17 protein-coding genes and 1 riboswitch are annotated in these 18,104 nt (G+C 71.0%); of the genes, 7 read left to right on the forward strand and 10 right to left on the reverse strand.

What is annotated here, in order from left to right; translation table 11 throughout:
* Window positions 1–21 precede the first annotated feature (21 nt).
* A riboswitch (cobalamin riboswitch) is annotated at window positions 22–151 on the reverse strand.
* A gap of 229 nt (window positions 152–380) precedes the next feature.
* The 3 genes from mctP to ACFWVC_RS05535 form a co-directional block, all read right to left on the reverse strand.
* On the reverse strand, window positions 381–2,033 hold the full coding sequence (gene mctP, locus ACFWVC_RS05525) for a monocarboxylate uptake permease MctP (RefSeq protein WP_384278109.1): 1,653 nt from the start codon (window positions 2,031–2,033) through the stop codon (window positions 381–383).
* On the reverse strand, window positions 2,030–2,290 hold the full coding sequence (locus tag ACFWVC_RS05530) for a DUF3311 domain-containing protein (RefSeq protein ID WP_384278115.1): 261 nt from the start codon (window positions 2,288–2,290) through the stop codon (window positions 2,030–2,032). Before ACFWVC_RS05530 ends, mctP begins: the two co-directional genes overlap by 4 nt.
* 150 nt (window positions 2,291–2,440) lie before the next feature.
* Window positions 2,441–3,220, reverse strand: coding sequence for a GntR family transcriptional regulator (locus ACFWVC_RS05535; protein ID WP_384278641.1), 780 nt, complete (start codon window positions 3,218–3,220; stop codon window positions 2,441–2,443).
* 225 nt (window positions 3,221–3,445) lie between these two features.
* Here ACFWVC_RS05535 and ACFWVC_RS05540 point away from each other — a divergent pair, with 225 nt between their 5' ends.
* The 6 genes from ACFWVC_RS05540 (at window position 3,446) to ACFWVC_RS05565 (ending at window position 11,352) form a co-directional block, all read left to right on the forward strand.
* A complete protein-coding gene (locus ACFWVC_RS05540) occupies window positions 3,446–4,723 on the forward strand; it encodes an extracellular solute-binding protein (protein ID WP_384278122.1) in 1,278 nt (425 codons plus the stop codon).
* Window positions 4,724–4,825: 102 nt separating this feature from the next.
* Window positions 4,826–5,794, forward strand: a complete 969-nt coding sequence (locus ACFWVC_RS05545; protein ID WP_384278128.1) for a carbohydrate ABC transporter permease — start codon at window positions 4,826–4,828, stop codon at window positions 5,792–5,794.
* A 5-nt stretch (window positions 5,795–5,799) separates the two neighbouring features.
* Window positions 5,800–6,687: a carbohydrate ABC transporter permease gene (locus tag ACFWVC_RS05550; RefSeq protein WP_384278136.1), complete on the forward strand. Its 888-nt coding sequence runs from the start codon at window positions 5,800–5,802 to the stop codon at window positions 6,685–6,687.
* Window positions 6,684–8,219, forward strand: coding sequence for a glycoside hydrolase family 3 protein (locus tag ACFWVC_RS05555; RefSeq protein WP_384278141.1), 1,536 nt, complete (start codon window positions 6,684–6,686; stop codon window positions 8,217–8,219). Before ACFWVC_RS05550 ends, ACFWVC_RS05555 begins: the two co-directional genes overlap by 4 nt.
* 50 nt (window positions 8,220–8,269) lie before the next feature.
* Entirely contained in the window at window positions 8,270–9,340 is a 1,071-nt protein-coding gene (locus ACFWVC_RS05560) for an SIS domain-containing protein (protein WP_384278147.1), read from the forward strand.
* A 563-nt stretch (window positions 9,341–9,903) separates the two neighbouring features.
* Entirely contained in the window at window positions 9,904–11,352 is a 1,449-nt protein-coding gene (locus ACFWVC_RS05565) for a sensor histidine kinase (protein WP_384278644.1), read from the forward strand.
* A gap of 132 nt (window positions 11,353–11,484) precedes the next feature.
* Here ACFWVC_RS05565 and ACFWVC_RS05570 read toward each other — a convergent pair whose 3' ends face one another.
* Complete coding sequence (locus ACFWVC_RS05570; protein ID WP_018563321.1) at window positions 11,485–11,742, reverse strand: WhiB family transcriptional regulator; 258 nt, start codon at window positions 11,740–11,742, stop codon at window positions 11,485–11,487.
* 318 nt (window positions 11,743–12,060) lie between these two features.
* Window positions 12,061–13,029, reverse strand: a complete 969-nt coding sequence (locus tag ACFWVC_RS05575) for a diacylglycerol/lipid kinase family protein (RefSeq protein WP_384278157.1) — start codon at window positions 13,027–13,029, stop codon at window positions 12,061–12,063.
* 70 nt (window positions 13,030–13,099) lie between these two features.
* Between ACFWVC_RS05575 and ACFWVC_RS05580 the strand changes: the two genes are divergently transcribed.
* Window positions 13,100–13,522: a hypothetical protein gene (locus ACFWVC_RS05580; protein WP_384278164.1), complete on the forward strand. Its 423-nt coding sequence runs from the start codon at window positions 13,100–13,102 to the stop codon at window positions 13,520–13,522.
* Between the two features lie 42 nt (window positions 13,523–13,564).
* Here ACFWVC_RS05580 and ACFWVC_RS05585 read toward each other — a convergent pair whose 3' ends face one another.
* From ACFWVC_RS05585 to ACFWVC_RS05605, 5 genes are all read right to left on the reverse strand, one after another.
* Window positions 13,565–14,494: an RNA polymerase sigma factor SigF gene (locus tag ACFWVC_RS05585; protein WP_384278648.1), complete on the reverse strand. Its 930-nt coding sequence runs from the start codon at window positions 14,492–14,494 to the stop codon at window positions 13,565–13,567.
* 43 nt (window positions 14,495–14,537) lie between these two features.
* A complete protein-coding gene (locus ACFWVC_RS05590; protein WP_319665704.1) occupies window positions 14,538–14,951 on the reverse strand; it encodes an anti-sigma regulatory factor in 414 nt (137 codons plus the stop codon).
* Between the two features lie 206 nt (window positions 14,952–15,157).
* A complete protein-coding gene (locus tag ACFWVC_RS05595; protein ID WP_384278173.1) occupies window positions 15,158–15,667 on the reverse strand; it encodes a GNAT family N-acetyltransferase in 510 nt (169 codons plus the stop codon).
* A gap of 10 nt (window positions 15,668–15,677) precedes the next feature.
* Window positions 15,678–16,568, reverse strand: a complete 891-nt coding sequence (locus ACFWVC_RS05600) for a 1-aminocyclopropane-1-carboxylate deaminase/D-cysteine desulfhydrase (RefSeq protein WP_384278179.1) — start codon at window positions 16,566–16,568, stop codon at window positions 15,678–15,680.
* 15 nt (window positions 16,569–16,583) lie between these two features.
* A complete protein-coding gene (locus tag ACFWVC_RS05605; RefSeq protein ID WP_384278185.1) occupies window positions 16,584–18,101 on the reverse strand; it encodes a hypothetical protein in 1,518 nt (505 codons plus the stop codon).
* Window positions 18,102–18,104 lie beyond the last annotated feature (3 nt).

Here is an 18,104-nt window from a genome sequence, read left to right on the forward strand (position 1 = left end):
ACACTTCACCGTCCGGACGGCGCGCCGGACGGTGCCGTCGGCAGGTATCGGACTCGCGGGCATGCCTCAAGGCGCCCGCACACCGTTGCGGGGCAGTCCCGGATTCCCACCGGCTTCCCCTGCGGCGACAGCGGAGTTGAGCATACATCTAGTGGCGCCCGCTCGTGACGCCACCAGATGTTGTGTCGGGGCGGTTACAGATTGCCCGGTTCAGGCGTGCCGGTCGTGGACCTGCGCCACCACTTCGCGCGCTGGACGGGGACCACCCCGCAGGCGTACCGCCGTACCTTCCGCCGGCCCGAGCGGGCGCGGACCGCATGACGACGGGCCGCCGCCCCGTCCCAGGGCGGCGGCCCGTGACCGTGGGCCGGAGCCGGCCGTCAGTGGCCGGCGGCGACCGGCAGATCCGGGTGATCCCCCGGCAGATCCCGCTGCACGCCGGGCTCGCCGGCGTCGGCGGTGTAGTCCTTCTGCGTCGTCTCGTCCACGCCCTCGGGCGCCTTGACGGCCCGCAGGACCACGGTGAGGACGACCGTGACCACCACGTTGAGCACGAAGGCGGTCAGGCCGATGTAGCCGATCTGCCCGATGACCGGGATGGTGTCGGATGAGCCGCCGAAGTGCTTCTGGGCGGGGCTCGCGACCCCGTAGGCGACCCACGTGCCGTAGACCATGCCGACCGCCCAGCCGGCCAGCAGCGCCCAGCGGTGGAACCAGCGGGTGAACAGTCCGCCGACCAGGGCCGGGAAGGTCTGCAGGATCCAGATGCCGCCCAGCAGCTGGAAGTTGATGGCGACCGTCTTGTCCATGGTGAGGACGAAGACCAGCGCGCCGACCTTGACCAGCAGCGAGACGATCTTGGAGACCTGGGTCTCCTGCGCCGGGGTGGCGTCCGGCTTGATGAAGTCCTTGTAGATGTTGCGGGTGAACAGGTTCGCCGCGGCGATCGACATGATCGCGGCGGGCACCAGGGCGCCGATGCCGATCGCGGCGAAGGCCACGCCCGCGAACCAGGACGGGAACATGTTCTCGAAGAGCTGAGGGATCGCCAGCTGCCCGTTGTAGCCCGTGATCCCCGCTCCGACCCCGCTCGCCAGCGCCATGAAGCCGAGCATCGCCAGCAGGCCGAGCATCAGCGAGTACAGCGGCAGCACGGTGGTGTTGCGGCGGATGACGTCACGGCTGCGGCTGGAGAGCACCGCGGTGACCGAGTGCGGGTACATGAAGAGCGCGAGGGCCGAGCCGAGCGCCAGCGTCCCGTACGCCCACTGGGCCGTGTCGCCCGGCGCCAGCGATCCGCGCGGCTTCCCGGTGGCCGGGCTGACCTGCGTGTAGGCCTCGTTCGCCTTGGCGAAGATGTCGTCGAAGCCACCCAGTTTGATCGGTATGTAGATGATCGCCACCGCGATGACGATGTAGATCAGGGTGTCCTTGACGAACGCGATCAGCGCCGGCGCGCGCAGGCCCGAGGAGTACGTGTACGCCGCCAGCACGCCGAAGGCGATCAGCAGCGGCAGGTCCTTGACGAACCAGTTGGACGACGCGCCGCCGCCCACGCCCATCACGTCCAGCACGGCCTGGATGCCGACCAGCTGGAGCGCGATGTAGGGCATGGTGGCCAGGATGCCGGTGACGGCCACCGCCAGCGACAGGCCCTTGGAGCCGAAGCGGCCGCGGACGAAGTCCGAGGTGGTGACGTAGCCGTGCTTGTGGGAGACCGACCACAGCCGCGGCAGGAAGATGAAGACCAGCGGGTAGACCAGGATCGTGTACGGCACCGCGAAGAAGCCGGACGCGCCCGCCGCGTACACCGCCGCCGGAACGGCCACGAAGGTGTAGGCGGTGTACAGGTCACCGCCCAGCAGGAACCAGGTGATCCAGCCGCCGAAGCTGCGGCCGCCGAGCCCCCACTCGTCCAGGTGCAGCGCGTTCTCGGCCCTGCGCCAGCGGGCGGCCAGGAAGCCGAGCACCGTGACGACCACGAAGAAGAAGATGAAGACGGCGAGCGCGACGCCGTTGACCCCGTCCTTCACTTCGCCGCCTCCTTCCGTGCCCGCTCCTCGCGGCGGACCAGGACGTACGCGGTGTACGTCAGCCCGGAGGACAGGAACACCCACAGCATCTGGTACCAGTAGAAGAACGGGATGCCGATGAACTCCGGGGTCAGCTTCGCGTACGAGCCGACCCAGAGCATCGCGACGAACGGGATGACGAGGCAGACGCCGGCGATCACGCGGGTGGCGGTGACCACCGGTGGCCGGACCGGAGTTCCGGTTGTTTGTTCGGACATTGCTGCGGCTCCGTCCTGATCTCACTCCTGTGTAATGCGCAGGAAATCTAGGTCAGGCTCCGGCGCACGTCACTACCCGTCCGCATTGCGGTATGGAAACGATCTCCACGGACGGGAACGATCCGGGAACTTCCCGGGTTCTTCCGGGAATTACGGCCTCCGCAGACGGGCCACGAACTTGTAGCGGTCGCCGCGGTAGACCGAGCGCACCCACTCCACCGGCTGCCCGCCGGAGTCGATGGAGTGCCGCGACAGCAGCAGCATCGGCAGGCCCACGTCGGTGCCGAGCAGTCCGGCCTCGCGCGGGGTGGCCAGCGAGGTCTCGATCGTCTCCTCTGCCTCGGCCGGCCGCACGTCGTAGACCTCGGCGAGCGCGGTGTAGAGGGAGGAGTACTTGGCCAGGCTGCGGCGCAGCGCGGGAAAGCGCTTCGCCGACAGGTGGGTGGTCTCGATCGCCATCGGCTCGCCGTTGGCCAGACGCAGCCGCTCGATGCGCAGCACGCGGCCGCCGGCCTTCATGTCCAGCAGTTCGGCCAGCCGGTCGTCGGCAGTGATGTAGCCGATGTCCAGCAGCTGCGAGGTGGGCTCCAAGCCCTGGGCCCGCATGTCCTCGGTGTACGAGGTGAGTTGCAGAGCCTGGGAGACCTTCGGCTTGGCGACGAAGGTGCCCTTGCCCTGGATGCGCTCCAGCCGCCCCTCGACGACCAGTTCCTGGAGCGCCTGGCGCACGGTGGTGCGGGAGGTGTCGAACTCCGCCGCCAGGGTACGTTCCGGAGGCACCGGCGAGCCGGGCGGCATGGTCTGCGTCAGCTCCAGCAGATGGCGCTTGAGCCCGTAGTACTTGGGCACCCGGGCGGTTCGTCCGGCCGCGGTCGCCGCTGCCTCGGCGGACTCCGTCACCGCCGGTCCGGCCTCGCCGTCGCTGTCCATCGCCTCTGCTCCCGAGTGCTGTCGTGCTGCCGTCACCGGCTCCTCCGTCATTCGCGGCTCACATCGTGGCACGGTCGGGGCCCAAATCGCGTTACGGGCCCAGATGTCGGTCCGGTAACGGACGCGACCGGTGCTCTTATACACCCTTGACACCCCTAAAGGTCTAGGCCAAGCTTCGGGCACTGGTCTACACCACTTGGTAATCACTGCCCTGGGGAGGGTGTTGTGAAGCGCAAGCTGATCGCGGCGATCGGTGTCGCAGTCATGGTCGCCGGCGTTGCGGCCTGCGGTTCGGACGACAAGGGCTCCGACAAGGCCGCCGCGCCCAAGGAGATCACCGTCTGGCTGACGGTCGACGCACAGAAGAACTGGCCCGAGCTGGTGAAGCAGGCGGACGATGCCTTCACGGCCGCGCACAAGGGCGTGAAGATCCACCACGAGTACTACGAGTGGACCGCCAAGAACCAGAAGCTCGACGCCGTGCTCGCCACCAAGAAGGTGCCGGACGTGGTCGAGATGGGCAACACCGAGACGCTCGGCTACCTGGTCAAGGGCGCGTTCGCCCCGATCGACAAGAGCAAGTTCGAGAACTCCGGCGACTGGCTGGACGCCCTGGAGGGCTCGGTCACGTACAACGGCAAGACCTACGGCGTCCCTTACTACGCCGGTGCCCGTGTCGGCACCTGGCGCAAGGACGTCGCCAAGGCGGCGGGCGTCACCAAGGCCCCGGCCACCTGGGCCGAGCTGACCGACGCGCTCGACAAGATCCAGAAGAAGAACGGCGACAAGTTCTCCGCCTGGTACCAGCCCAGCCGTGACTGGTACACCGCGCTGGCCTTCGTCAAGGACGCGGGCGGCGACGTCGCCAAGGAGGACGGCGGCAAGTGGACCGCCTCGCTGTCCGACCCCAAGTCCATCGAGGGCCTGAAGACCTGGAAGGGCGTGCTCGACAAGTACTTCCACGGCGACAAGAACAAGGACGAGTCCGACCGCTACATCGTGTACGGCCAGGGCAAGTCCGCGCTCATCTACGGCGCCAGCTGGGAGGGCGGCGCCGCCGCCGACCCGAAGACGGACAAGACCGGCAAGCTCAAGGACAACCTGGAGACCTTCGCGCTGCCCGGCCCGAACGGCGACCTGCTGCCGAACTTCATCGGCGGCTCCGACCTGGTCATCCCGGCCAAGTCCGCCGCGCAGGACCTCGCCGCCGACTGGATCAACCAGTTCACCAACACGGCCGCCCAGAAGGTCCTGATCTCCAAGGGCAACCTGCCCAACGCCAAGTCCCTGCTCGCCCCGCTGAAGGACGACCCGGCGACGGCCGCCTCGGCCCGCGCGAACGAGAACACCTGGTTCGTCCCGACCGCGCCGGGCTGGCTGCAGGTCGAGAAGAAGCAGATCCTGCAGAACATGCTCAACGACATCGCCGTGGGCAAGGCGTCCATCGAGGACGCGGCGAAGTCCGCAGACGACCAGATCAACGCGGTGATCAACGCCGGCTGACCGATGGTCAGGGCAGCACAGTGATCGACGCCGGCCGGCCGCCCACGGGCGGCCGGCCCCGGTGCGCGAACGCCAGGGACTGGAGTAGCCGAGGAGCACATGATGAGTGCCGTTGACACACCGCTCGAAAAGGTGCCGCGCCCGCGGCCGCCGGCGGGACAGGGCCGGGGGCCACGCCGTCTGGGCGGGGCCGCGCTTCCCTGGACCCTGCTCGCACCGACCATCGGCGTCCTGGTGCTGGTCCTCGGGTACCCGCTGGTCAGGCTGGTCACCCTGTCCTTCAAGCAGTACGGGCAGGCCGAACTCTGGCAGGGGCTGCCCGGCGACTGGCAGGGCTTCGCCAACTACACGCATGTGCTCGGCGATTCGGAGTTCTGGGCCGTCGTCCTGCGCACCCTGCTCTTCACCGTCGCGGCGGTGCTGCTCACCCTCGTCCTCGGAATGGCGGTGGCGCTGCTGCTCCAGCGGGTCTCGCCCTGGATGAAGACGCTGATCAACATCGCGCTGGTGGCGAGCTGGGCGATGCCCATCGTGGTCGCCATCACCGTCTTCAAGTGGATGTTCGACAGCGACTACGGCGTCCTCAACTGGCTGCTCAGCCGGCTGCCCGGGGTCGACTTCAGCGGCCACAACTGGTTCACCGACACCAAGCAGGGCTTCCTCGTGATCACCTTGATGGTGGTCTGGGGCGCCATCCCCTTCGTCGCCATCACCCTGCACGCCGGCCTGACCCAGGTGCCCAAGGAGCTGGAGGAGGCCGCCCGCATGGACGGCGCCGGGCCGGTCAAGGTCTTCCGGCATGTCACCCTTCCGGTGCTCAAGCCGCTGATCGTCATGCTGACCACCCTGTCGGTCATCTGGGACATGGGCGTCTTCCCGCAGGTCTTCCTCATGCGCGACGGCCACCCCGAGCCCGACTACCAGGTGCTCACCACCTACTCGTACGACCAGGCATTCGTCGCCAACGACTACGACGCGGGCGCGGCCATCGCCGTCATCACCGTGCTGCTGCTCCTCGGCGTGATGGCCGTCTACATGCGCCAGATGCTGAAGATCGGAGAGGTGGAGTGACGACCGTGCTCGACACCGCCCCCGCCCCGGCGGCACCGCCCGCCTCGCCGGCCCGCCGCGCCACCCGGCGCCCGCGCCGCAAGGGACGCGCCGTCTACAACCTGCTCGGCCTGCTGGTCGTGGTCGTCACCGGGTTCCCGGTCTACTGGATGCTGAACACGGCGTTCAAGCCCGCCAAGGACGCCATCGACCCGAACCCCAAGTTCTTCCCGACCAGCCTGTCCTTCCAGAACTTCTCCGACGCCCTCGACATCGGCGACTTCTGGGGTTCGGTCGGCCGCAGCCTCATCGTCTCCGGCTCGACGGTGGGCCTCGGTCTGATCATCGGGCTGCTGGCGGCGCTGGCCATCTCGCGCTTCGTCTTCCGCGGCCGCAAGGCGATCATCGTCGCGATCCTCGCCGTGCAGATGGTGCCGCTGGTCGCGATGATCATCCCGGTCTTCCTGCTGCTCAACCAGATCGACCAGATCGACAAGCTCTCCGGTCTGGTCATCACCTACCTGACCTTCATCCTGCCCTTCACGGTCTGGACGCTGCGCGGCTTCATCGTCAACATCCCCAAGGAGCTGGAGGAGTCGGCGATGGTCGACGGCTGCACGCGCATGGGCGCGTTCCTCCGGATCGTCCTGCCGCTGCTCGCCCCCGGCCTCGTGGCCACCTCGATCTACGCGCTCATCCAGGCCTGGAACGAGTACCTCTACGCGATGCTCATCATGAGCCAGGAGCACCAGACCGCCACCGTCTGGCTGGGCAACTTCGTCACCTCGCGGGGCACGGACTACGCGCCGATGATGGCGGGTTCGACCATGATGGGCGTTCCTGTGGTGATCTTCTTCCTGATCGTGCAGCGCAAGGTCGCCGCCGGCCTGACCGCCGGGGCGGTGAAGGGATGACCGAGACCTTGAGTCAGATCCCCGACGGCACCGCGGACGCCGACGAGCTCGCGCGGGACGCCCTGGCCGTGCTGCAGCCCGGCTTCCACGGCACCACCGCCCCCGAGTGGCTGCTGCGCCGGCTCGCGGAGGGCCTGGGTTCCGTCGCGCTGTTCGCCCGCAACATCGAGTCGCCCGAGCAGCTCGCCGCGCTCACCGCGCAACTGCGCGCCGTACGACCCGAGGTGCTGATCGCCGCCGACGAGGAGGGCGGCGACGTGACCCGGCTGGAGGCCCGCAGCGGCTCTTCCTTCCCCGGCAACCTCGCGCTCGGCGCGGTCGACGACACCGCCCTGACCCGGGACGTCGCCGCCGAACTGGGCCGCCGGCTGGCCGACTGCGGGGTCAACCTCAACTGGGCGCCCTCCGCCGACGTCAACTCCGACCCGGGCAACCCGGTCATCGGCGTGCGCTCCTTCGGCTCCGAGCCGCTGCTCGTGGCCAGGCACACCGCCGCCTACGTCGAGGGCCTGCAGTCCGCGGGCGTGGCCGCCTGCACCAAGCACTTCCCCGGGCACGGCGACACCTCCGTGGACTCCCACCACGCGCTGCCCAAGGTGGACGTGGATCTGGACACCCTGCACTCGCGTGAACTGGCCCCGTTCCGCGCCGCCCTGGCCGCCGGCACCAAGGCCGTCATGAGCGCGCACATCCTCGTCCCGGCGCTGGACCCGGACCGCCCCGGCACGCTCAGCCCCGCCGTCCTGACCGGGCTGCTGCGCGACGGGCTCGGCTACGAAGGCCTCATCGTCACCGACGGCATCGAGATGCGCGCCATCGCCGACACCTACGGCGTCGAACGCGGCACGGTGCTGGCGATCGCCGCGGGTGCCGACGCCATCTGCGTCGGCGGCGGCCTCGCCGACGAGGAGACCGTGGTCGCGCTGCGGGACGCCATCGTCGACGCCGTGCGCGCCGGCGAACTGCCGCGCGGGCGGCTCGCCGACGCGGCCGCCCGGGTACGGGCGCTGGCGGCCTGGGCCGCGGGCGCGGCCGGCTCCGCCGCCGGCTCCGCCGCCGGCACCGCGCCGGACCCGGAGATCGGGCTCACGGCGGCGCGCCGCGCGCTGCGCGTGACCCGGACCGAGGAGTACGTGCCGATCACCGAGGCGCCCTACGTCGCCGCGTTCACCCCGGTCGCCAACATCGCGGTCGGCGCCGAGACGCCGTGGGGCGTCGCCGCGGAACTGGACCGGCTCCTGCCGGGGACGGTGACCGGCACCTTTCGCCAAGGTGATGCTTTGACCGCAAATGTGCTCCGCTCGGCGGCGAACCGTAGGATCGTCGCAGTGGTCCGTGACGTGCACCGTCACCCCTGGATGGCCGAGGCGCTGGGCGCCCTGCTCGCCGCCCGGCCGGACACGGCGGTGGTGGAGATGGGCGTTCCCCAGGCTCCGCCCTCCGGCGCGCTGCACATCGCGACCCATGGCGCGGCCCGCGTGTGCGGGCGAGCGGCCGCGGAGGTCATCGTCGGCAAGGAGGCCGACGCCTGACCGTCCCGGCGGCGCCACCTGTTCCGGAGACCGACCTGGAGGCCCCCAGAATGTCCGCCCCGACTCCGACCCAGCAGCCCCCGATGCCGGGCCGGATCATGTCCGGCGAGATGGCCGAGCAGCCCACCGTGCTGCGCCGCATCCTCGAGGAGGGCGCGCCGCGCATCCGTGAGATCGCCGAGCGGATCGCCGCGCGCAATCCGCGCTTCGTGCTGCTCACCGCGCGCGGCACGTCCGACAACGCGGCGCTGTACGCGAAGTACTTGATCGAAGTGCTGCTCGGCAAGCCGGCGGGCCTGACCTCCATGTCCACCACGACCGCCTACGGCGCCCGCCCGGACCTCACCGACTGTCTGGTCATCACCGTCAGCCAGTCCGGCGGCTCGCCCGACCTGGTCGCCTCCACCCGGGCCGCCCGCGACGCCGGCGCGATCACCCTGGCGGTCACCAACAACGCCGACTCGCCGCTGGCCGAGGTCTCCGAGTTCCACATCGACGTGCTCGCCGGACCGGAGAAGGCGCTCCCGGCGACCAAGACGTACACGGCCGAGCTGCTCGCCCTCTACCTCTTCGTCGAGGGCCTGCGCGGCGGCGACGGCAACGCCGCCAAGATCCTCCCCGAGCTCGCCGAGCAGATCCTCGCCCGCAAGGAGGAGGTCAAGGCGCTCGCCGGCCGGTACCGCTTCGCCGAGCGCCTGGTGCTCACCTCGCGGGGCTACGGCTACCCGACCGCGAAGGAGGCCGCGCTGAAGCTGATGGAGACCAGCTACATCCCGGCCCTGTCCTTCTCCGGCGCGGACCTCCTGCACGGCCCGCTGGCGATGGTCGACAACGTCTCGCCGGTCATCGCCATCGTCACCGAGGGCAGGGGCGGCCAGGCGCTGCAGCCGGTCCTCGACCGGCTCCGTGGCCGGGGCGCCGACCTCGTCGTGATCGGCAACGAGGCGTCCGTCGAGGCCGCGTCCGCGGGCTTCGTGCTGCCGACCGCCGGCGTGGCCGAGGAGGTCCAGCCGATCCTGGAGATCCTGCCGCTGCAGATGCTCGCCTACGAGGTGACGATCGCCCGCGGCCAGGACCCGGACGCGCCGCGCGCCCTGGCGAAGGTGACCGAGACGCACTGACGCCGCCCCGCGGCCCGGCCCGTGGGCGGGGAGGGTGAGGGAATTCCCGCCCGCTTCGTCCACGGGCCTTTCGCGTGCCGTGCGGGAAGGGGAGCCGGGGGAGTGCCGCCGGCGTCAATCGTCAAAGGTGTGAAGCCGCGGCGCGTGCCGGGCGCATGATCGGCACGGGAAAGCCGCGGGGGAACGGGAGACCCGGGGAAGCGCAGGCGCGCGGGCCCCCGGAAACCACTTCGGGCCGCGGCGCCGGAACGGGACCCTCAACCCGTCCAGCACCGCAGCCCGGAGCTGCTGTCGGCACCGTGGCACGCGGGGTGTGCGGTTCCCGCGGCCCGTCAGGGCCGACTCGTGAGGCCTGGCGCAGTCAGGGCAGAGAGCGCTCCGGCCTCGCTCCACCCTTCTGTGCGGGAAGGGCGGAAGTTCAGTTGTTCACGTCAATTCTGGACTAGACCATTATCAGTTGTCCATAAGCTGACGCAGTCAGATCATAGGCGCTCGAAGGCCTTTGTGGGGACTGGATGTCAGCGCTTGCCATGAGCGCGGGTACGCTCATTTGCGTGCCCTCCATGAACGATCTCGTACGCCAGCACACCGACCTCGACGATTCCGATCTCGAGTGGCTCCATCTGCTGGTGTCGGAGTGGCAATTGCTCTCGGATCTCTCCTTCGCCGACCTCGTCCTGTGGGTGCCCACGAGCGACGGCACGCGTTATGTCTCCGTCGCGCAGATGCGCCCCAACACCGGCCCCACCTCCTACCAGGACGACATGGTCGGCCATCTCGTGCCGCGCGGCCGCCGCCCGATGCTGGACGCCGCGCTCGACGAGGGCCGGATCGTGCGGGAGGGCGACCCCGAGTGGCGCGAGGAGGTGCCGGTGCGGGTCGAGTCGATCCCCGTACGCCGGGCCGGCCGGGTCCTCGGGGTGATCGCGCGCAACACCAATCTGCTCACGGTGCGCACCCCGAGCCGGCTGGAGCTCACCTATCTGCAGAGCGCGTCCGACCTGGCGCAGATGATCGCGGCGGGCACCTTCCCGTTCCCGTCCGAGCAGGTCGACATGGACGCCTCGCCGCGCGTCGGCGACGGGCTGATCCGCCTCGACGCCGAGGGCATCGTCCAGTACGCCAGCCCCAACGCGCTCTCCGCCTACCACCGCCTCGGTCAGGCCGCGGACCTCGTCGGCCACCATCTGGGCACCGCCACGGCCGAGCTGGCCCCCTCGCGCGGCAAGAGCCACGAGGCGCTGGTGACCGTCGCCAGCGGCAAGGCGCCGCGCGAGACCGAGATCGAGGGCAACGGCGGCGTCATCCAGCTGCGCGCCATCCCGCTGAGCCCCAAGGGTGTGCGCAGCGGCTCGCTGGTGCTGCTGCGCGACGTGACCGAACTGCGCCGCCGCGAGCGGGAGCTGATCACCAAGGACGCCACCATCCGGGAGATCCACCACCGGGTGAAGAACAACCTCCAGACGGTCGCCGCCCTGCTGCGGCTGCAGGCCCGGCGGATGGATTCCGACCAGGGGCGCGAGGCGCTGGAGGAAGCGGTGCGGCGGGTCGGCTCGATCGCGATCGTGCACGAGACCCTGTCGCAGAACCTCGACGAGCGCGTCGAGTTCGACGAGATCGCCGACCGGGTCCTGGCCATGGTCGCCGAGATCTCACCCGGCCGGGTCAGCACCCGGCGCGCCGGCCGCTTCGGCATCCTCAGCGCGGATGTCGCCACCCCGCTGGCGATGATCCTCACCGAACTGCTGCAGAACGCCCTGGAGCACGGATTCGGCCCCACCGAGCAGGGCTCGGTCGAGGTCTCGGCGGAGCGGCGCCAGGGAAGGCTGACGATCGCGGTGCGGGACGACGGCCGCGGCCTGCCGCCGGGCTTCGATCCCCAGCAGGCGGGCAACCTCGGCCTGCAGATCGTACGGACCCTGATGGTGGGGGAGTTGGGCGGCACCTTCGACATGGTCCCGGCCGGGGAGCGCGGGACGAAGGTGCTGCTGGAGCTCTCGCTGGAAAGCTGAACGCCCGCCGTACGCCCGGCCGGAGGAACGCGGAAGCCCCGGCGGCTCGAGGGAGCTGCCGGGGCTTTTTGCGTCGCGATGCTGCGCGGTTCGGAGGTTCTGCGCGCTGCGGCTCGGGGGTAAGCGTGTGCGTCAGGCGCTGGCGTTGCGGGCGCGGTTGCGGGCGGCGCGGCGCTTCATTGCGCGACGCTCGTCCTCGCTGAGGCCACCCCACACGCCGGCGTCCTGGCCGGTCTCAAGCGCCCACTGCAGGCACTGCTCCATGACGGGGCAGCGGCGGCAGACGGCCTTGGCTTCCTCGATCTGCAGCAGCGCAGGACCGGTGTTGCCGATAGGGAAGAAGAGCTCAGGGTCTTCTTCGCGGCAAACGGCGTTGTGACGCCAGTCCATGGCTGCTCCATCTCCTTGTATTGCATGCAAGTTGCTTGTGAATGTGAACGCTTTCACGAATCCCCAGACACGACACGGGACATCGCCCAGTCTCCTGGGTGCGGTCCCGCGGGGGTGTGGTGAGGATTCCGGCTACTGAGGACGCCCGAAGAGCGGCTGTCCCGATCGCCAGGAAGAGCCTCGCAAACCTGGGCTGCGGATACAACCCCTTCCGGAAACTTTTTTTTGATTCCTCGGTGTCGGCTCGGTCACAGCCGTACTTCCATGGGGTGCAGGGCAGCCTAAACGTTCGAGTGGAAGGACTTTATGTCCTTCTGCTTACACAATCACACGCAGTGCACGGCGTACGCCTGAGAAGGTTGCGCTGATTCGCAGTCCCAGGTGGTCTCCGTCCACCTGGAACGGCAGTGGCGCCTGCGAATGCAAGGTGAAGTCCGTCAGATCGTGCAGCGAGGTCGCGTGCTTGCCGTGCGGCCCCCGCTCGGGGGTCGACCGCAGCAGTTGTGCGGCGATACGGGTCACCGCGGCGGTCGACAGACGGGAGAGTCCGAGCACGTCCAAGGCGGTGTCGAAGGACGCCCGCGGCGACGCGTAGACCGGGCGATTGCCCAGGTAGGTCCAGGGGGCGGTGTTGCAGACTATGGCGATCGCGAGGTCGGTGACCGGGTCCTCGCCGGGCCGCTCCAGCGTGATCGACCCGCCGCGGCGACTGGGCTCGGCGAGGAACTGCCGGACCATCTGCCGTATGTAGAGCGCGTGCGTCGAACGCTTGCCGATCTCCCGCTGCTGTTCGACCCGGCCGACGACGCCCGCGTCGAATCCGAGGCCGGCGCAGAAGGTGAACCAGCGCGCCGGCACGCCCTCGTCCGCGGTGCCCGGCGTGCCGCTCACACGGCCCAGCCCGACCGTCCGCGAACTTCCCTCCCGCAGCGCGTCCAAGAGGGCGCCGGTCGCCTCCACGGGATCGTTGGGCAGCCCCAGGGCGCGCGCGAAGACATTCGTGGAGCCGCCGGGTACCACCGCGAGCTTCGGCAGCCCCTCCGGGTCGGGGCCGTTGTGCAGCAGCCCGTTGACGACCTCGTTGACCGTGCCGTCACCGCCCAGGGCCACGACGAGCTCGATCTCCCCGCCCTCGGCGGCCTGCCGCGCGAGGTCGCGCGCGTGCCCCCGGTACTCGGTGGCGGCCACCTCGAGCTTCAGGTCGCTGGCGAGCGCGTGCGCGAGGACGTCACGGGTACGGGCGCTGGTGGTGGTGGCGGCGGGATTGACCACGAGGAGAGCGCGCATGACCGCCAGGGTACCTACCGGGCGGTACCGCCCCGTACTCCCGGTGGAGCGGGACGGCTACCCTGCTGGGGTGAGTGGCAAGGAGAACACCGTGCGCCCGGGCCGTACGAGCCGCCTTGTGGCGGCCGCCGCGGTCGCGGCAGTGGAAGGCGCCGCGCTGGCCGCGTGGGGCATCGCGATGCTCGTCCTCGGGCTGGTCGGCAACCCCGACAGCCCGCGCCAGGCCGAGGCCGGCGGCCTGACGGTGCTGGCCCTGGCGGCGATGCCCCTGGCGGCGGCGTACGGCCTGTGGCACGCCCGCCGCTGGAGCCGGGGACCCGCCCTCATCATCCAGCTCGTCGCACTGCCGGTCGCCTGGACGATGGTGCAGAACGGCGGCGTGATGATCGCCGCGGGCGCCGCCCTGGGCGCCGCGGCGATCGCCGAACTGGTGCTCCTCGTGCACCCCGCGGCCACCGAGGCACTCGGCATCGCCCCCGCCGCCGGGGACTAGGGCACGGCCCGGCCGCCCGGCGGGGCGGCCGACACTCCTCGGCTACTCCTCGACGAGGAGCTTGTCGCGCAGCTGCGCCAGCGTGCGGGCGAGCAGCCGGGAGACGTGCATCTGGGAGATGCCGACCTCCTGGGCGATCTGCGACTGCGTCATGTTGCCGAAGAAGCGCAGCAGCAGGATCTTCTTCTCGCGCGGCGGCAGCTGCTCCAGCAGCGGCTTGAGGGACTCCCGGTACTCCACGCCCTCCAGGGCGTCGTCCTCGGCGCCCAGGGTGTCCGCGACGGCCGGCGACTCGTCGTCGGTGTCGGGGACGTCGAGCGAGAGCGTGCTGTAGGCGTTCGCGGATTCGAGGCCCTCGAGGACCTCCTCCTCCGTGATCTTCAGGTGCTCGGCCAGCTCGTGCACGGTCGGGGCCCGCCCGTGCCGCTGGGAGAGCTCGCCGGTGGCCGTCGTGAGCGCGAGCCGCAGTTCCTGGAGGCGGCGCGGGACACGTACGGCCCAGCCCTTGTCCCGGAAGTGCCGCTTGATCTCGCCGACGACGGTGGGGGTGGCGTACGTGGAGAACTCCACCCCGCGGTCGACGTCGAACCGGTCGACGGACTTGATCAGGCCGATCGTGGCGACCTGGGTGAGGTCGTCCAGCGGCTCGCCGCGGTTGCGGAAGCGCCGGGCGAGGTGCTCCACCAGCGGCAGGTGCATCCGCACCAGCCGGTTGCGCAGCTCGGCGCGCTCCGGCGAACCCGGCGGAAGCTTGCCCAGCTCCACGAAGAGCGCACGCGCCCCGGCCCGGTCGTGCGGGTCGTGGTGCTCGTGCTGCGCCTGCTGCTCCTGCTCCATGCGACCTGCCTGATCCGCCTGATCCGCCTGCTCGGCCGCGTCCTTGTCCTCGGGACGGTCCGCCGGTCCACTGCCGGGATGGGGTCGCGCCTCGTGCTGTCGCGCCGCAGGGGCGGGTACGGGGCGGCCCCGCACCCCAGGCGTACTGCCTTCCAGATCGTTCACGGCGATTCCCCCGTTACAGCTGTCCCGGTCCGGCACCGCGCTTCTTGTGCAGGGCGATGCTCACGGTCTTGTCCTCGGCCACGCTGGAGTCCACCTCGCCGGCCAGGGCGGACAGCACCGTCCAGGCGAAGGTGTCGCGCTCCGGGGCGCGGCCGTCGGTCGTGGGCGCCGACACGGTCACCCACAGCGCGTCCCCGACCAGGCGGAAGACGCAGCTCAGCACGGACCCCGGGACGGCCTGCTGGAGCAGGATCGCGCACGCCTCGTCAACGGCGATGCGCAGGTCTTCGATCTCGTCGAGGGTGAAGTCCAAGCGGGCCGCGAGGCCGGCGGTCGCCGTACGCAGCACCGAAAGATAGGCCCCCGCCGCGGGCAGCCGGACCTCGACGAAGTCCTTCGACCCGGGCTCGCCTGCGATCTCGGACACCCTCACCTCCAAGGTGGCACTCGCTCTGCCCTCATCGGCATTGCACTGATCTGGTTCGGTTCGCCAGCGACGCTATCGCGATCCATACCCCGGTGTCGCCCGGACGGAGCACGGCCGCCGCCACGAATGAGCCCCGGCCCGGCACCTCATGGCTGTCACCCATAGTAGGCGTATGTGCACGCACCGTGGGTAGGGGGCGAGGGGTCTCAATTCGAAAGAGAAGTCGCTTTGTTGACACGGGCCTGCTCCGCGAGGGTGCGCAGCGGTTCGCCGGCCAGCCGCTGCACCGTCCATCCGTCCTGGGGACGGGCGCCCATCGCACGGTAGAACGCGATCGACGGCTCGTTCCAGTCCAGCACGGACCACTCGAAGCGCTCGTAGCCCCGCTCGACGCAGACGGCGGCCAGTTCGGCGAGGAGCGCCTTCCCGTGGCCGCCCCCGCGCGCGGAGGGGCGTACGAACAAGTCCTCAAGGTACACGCCGTGGGTGCCGGTCCAGGTGGAGAAGTTCAGGAACCACAGGGCGAAGCCCACGGCCGCGCCGGTGTGGTCGTCCTCGGCGACGAAAGCGAAGACCGCCGCGCCGGGGCCGAAAAGCGCCTCGTGGAGCTGCTCCGTCGTCGCCCGCGCGCTGTCCGGCTCCCGCTCGTACTCCGCCAGCTCGCGGATCATCGAGTGGATCTCCGGGATGTCTTCGGGCGCCGCGGGTCGGATCATGCCGCCTAGGCTAACCGCTCGGCCGCCCCGTCACGACGGCCGCGATGACCGTCCCCTCGGCGAAGGCGCCCTCGGCGGCCAGCGTGAACAGGCCGTGCAGCATCTTGGCCACGTACACGGGGTCCGGCACGAAGCCGTGGCGCGCGCCGAAGTCCTCCGCGAAGGCGTCGAGGGCGGGCGTGCGGCGCGCGTAGCCGCCGTGGTGGAAGCGCTCCTCCAGCCGCCAGTCGCCGCGCCGCCCGCCGAAGGCCGCCTCCTGGAGGCGGCCTATGTCCTCCCGCAGGAATCCGCCTCCCTTGAGGACGGGAAAGCCGATCACCCGCTGGTCCGGGCCCAGCCCCGCCGCGAGCCCCGCCAGGGTGCCGCCCGTGCCGCAGGCGACGCCCACGACGTCCGCCGCGCCGCGCAGTTCCTCGCCGAGCGCGACGCACCCTTGTGCGGCCAGGGCGTTGCTGCCGCCCTCGGGGACCACATAGGCGGGGCCGAACCGTTCCAGGAGCTGCGCGAGGATCTGCGGCTCGTCCTTGCGGCGGTAGGCCGCCCGGTCCAGGAAGTGCAGGCGCATGCCGTCGGCGGCGGCACGGGCGAGTGACGGGTTCAGCGGGCGCCCTGCCAGTTCGTCGCCGCGCACGACACCGACGGTGGACAGCCCCAGCAGGCGGCCCGCGGCGGCGGTCGCGCGCAGGTGGTTGGAGTAGGCGCCGCCGAACGTCAGCAGCACCCGGTGTCCCGAGTCGGCGGCGGCGCGCAGGTTGAGGTGGAGCTTGCGCCATTTGTTGCCGGGCACTTCCGGGTGGATCAGGTCGTCCCGCTTGACCAGCATGCGGATGCCGCGCCCCGCCAGCCGCTCGTCGCCGGTCAGCTCGACGAGGGGGGAGGGCAGCCGGACATCCGCGATCACCGCTTCATTGTGACGTCACCGCGGGGAGAGCAGGACCCGGTAGCCATGGTGGTGCCGCAGCCCGGTCAGCGGCCGGGACGGCCAGGAGCGGGCGTACGCGGGCGGCAGCCGGTGCGGCGGCATGATGACGGCGACCGGCCGGTGCAGGGCGGCGCGGGCGACCTCGGCGGCGGTCATGTCGCCGTTGTGGCCGGCGACCTGCCCGGAGGCGCAGCGGGCCTGGTAGCCCACGGGGCCCGCCATGGGGCCGGTGACCAGGCAGGGCGGCAGGACCCCGAGCTGGTGCAACCGTGTCGCGATGCGCAGGTAGTCGCCGTTGCCGGTGGCGGCGATCCGCACCGCGCGGTGCAGCACGACCTGCTGACCGGCCAGCTGCGCCGCCAGCGCCACGGCGACGGCCACGAGGACGGCGGGGCGCAGCGCGGGCCGCACGAGCGCGGGCAGCCGCGCCAGGCACGCGGCGGCGGGCAGCGTCAGCAAGGCGTAGGCGGGGAGCAGGAAGCGCGGCGCGGCGTAGTCGATGAACAGCAGATAGGGCAGTGCCAGGGACAGCCCGCACAGGGCGGGCAGCGCCCGGACGCCGCGCACCGCCGCCGGGCGGCCGAGGACGGTTCCCGCGGCCGCCAGGACCGGCAGCACGAACCACCACACCGCGTCGGCGCGGTGCTCCCACACGGCGTCGCAGGGGCGGCAGAGCAGGCTCGTGCCGTCGAGAGTGCTCAGCTGGTCCGCGACGGCCACATGCCACCCGAAGCCGCCCTCGATCTCGCTGGAGCGCCGCAGCCGCTCCAGTACCCCGCCGTAGGAGGTGACGGCCTCGGCGGCCCACTGGGCGCCGCCCAGCACGACCCCGGCGGCCAGGACGGCCAGGAGCAGCAGCGTGCGCCGTCCGCCGCGGGCGAGGAGCGCGGCGATGCCGAGCGGCAGGGCGAGCCAGGCCGCGTCGTGGGGCCGCAGCAGTGTGAGCGCCACGAAGGAGAGCCCCAGGCCGGCGAAGGCGGCCCGGTCCACCGGGCCCGGTGCCGCCGCCCGCAGGAACCAGCCGACCGCGGCGAGACCGATCAGCGCCACCCACAGATTGGGCATGGCCTGCGGGCCGTACAGGAGCGTCACCCACAGGCTCGCGAAGAGCGCTCCCGCGAGCGCGAGCACGGACGGCCGCACCAGGGGCCGCCACACCCGCAGCGCGAAGAAGAGCGCGGCACCCGACAGCAGCGCCAGATAGACGCGCAGCGCGACCGTCGACGAGGTCAGCATCACCATGGGCGCGACGAGCGCCGGAACGCCGCGTGCACGGGGTGCGCTGAAGAACGCCGCCGGGATGTGCGGCGCCACCTGGCTGACGTACACCGACTCGTCCCAGCCGAGCACGGTGAGGCCGGGGGCGACCACCAGGAGGAGCTGGGCCGCGGTGAAGGCCAGGGCCACGGCGGCCGGCAGGAGGGTCGCCGGCCACCGGGTGCCGCGCCGTGGCGCGGCATGGGCGCCGGAGCGCCGGGCGCGGGGTGACGTCAGCTCGTGCGTCGTCGCCATCAG

This window comes from Streptomyces sp. NPDC058691 (assembly GCF_042714775.1).
GTDB lineage: Bacteria > Actinomycetota > Actinomycetes > Streptomycetales > Streptomycetaceae > Actinacidiphila.